At 62.0% G+C, this 693-nt stretch carries 2 protein-coding genes; both read left to right on the plus strand.

Annotated elements, in window-relative coordinates:
- The first annotated feature begins 58 nt into the window (after positions 1-58).
- The gene (locus GH815_RS18735; RefSeq protein ID WP_343030969.1) at positions 59-226 is read left to right on the plus strand and encodes a WCX domain-containing protein; all 168 of its coding nucleotides are present in this window, start codon (positions 59-61) and stop codon (positions 224-226) included.
- 75 nt (positions 227-301) lie between these two features.
- Positions 302-643: a hypothetical protein gene (locus GH815_RS18740; protein ID WP_153750236.1), complete on the plus strand. Its 342-nt coding sequence runs from the start codon at positions 302-304 to the stop codon at positions 641-643.
- Positions 644-693 lie beyond the last annotated feature (50 nt).

Raw genomic sequence — 693 nt, forward strand, 5'->3', positions numbered from 1 at the left:
GCCGTGGAACTGGACACCGGTCGCCGTCGCTCAGGCCGAGGCCGCCTGATCAACCGCGGTGCCAACCGGGCGGTTACGGCTGATCGTCACCTTCGAGGCCAGCGGTCTCGTCGAGATGGCCTGGCACCTCTACAAGTGGGGCGATGCGGTCGAGGTGATCGAGCCAGCTGCGTTAAGGGAGATGGTGGCGGGGTTTCAGAACGGCAGGATCACCGTGCTGCCTTGAGTGGGTTGGCTGTGGCTCACCTAGGCACTGCTGATCAGTGGGAAGAGTGTTCTCCTAGAGCCGAGCCGCGAGTTCATGAGCCGTTGCGACACCTGCATCAATCAAGCGATCAAGGAGACGATCAACCCGGCGTCGTACAGTATGAGCGGAGTCGAGCAACTCTGGGTCCTCGTCGATCACGGCCTCGAACCATTCGACAACCTTTCGGCCGACATTCATTCCGTTCCACAGTCCATCATGCCCCGGCAGGCGGGTGTGCCACGCCTCAGTCGCATCAAGGACGAAACCCAAATGGCTGGAGCGCGGGCGAACAAGCAGCGCATTCATGGTACACAGCGCGACGAAGGTCGTCCTGCCACCGTCCTGAAGTGGCGACAAGGCGTCGAGAAGCGTAAGGCTCCGCCGAGGGCCGTCTGACGGACCGGAGCGGCTGGCTGTAAGAGCCTGAAGCTATGGCAGACCATAGC

Origin of the sequence: Rhodovulum strictum, from assembly GCF_009649175.1 — a bacterium.
Lineage (GTDB): Bacteria > Pseudomonadota > Alphaproteobacteria > Rhodobacterales > Rhodobacteraceae > Rhodovulum > Rhodovulum strictum.

Coding starts and splice junctions, on each gene's coding strand:
- GH815_RS18740 (WP_153750236.1), top strand. CDS start 302: ATGAGCCGTTGCGACACCTGCATCAATCAAGCGATCAAGGAGACGATC.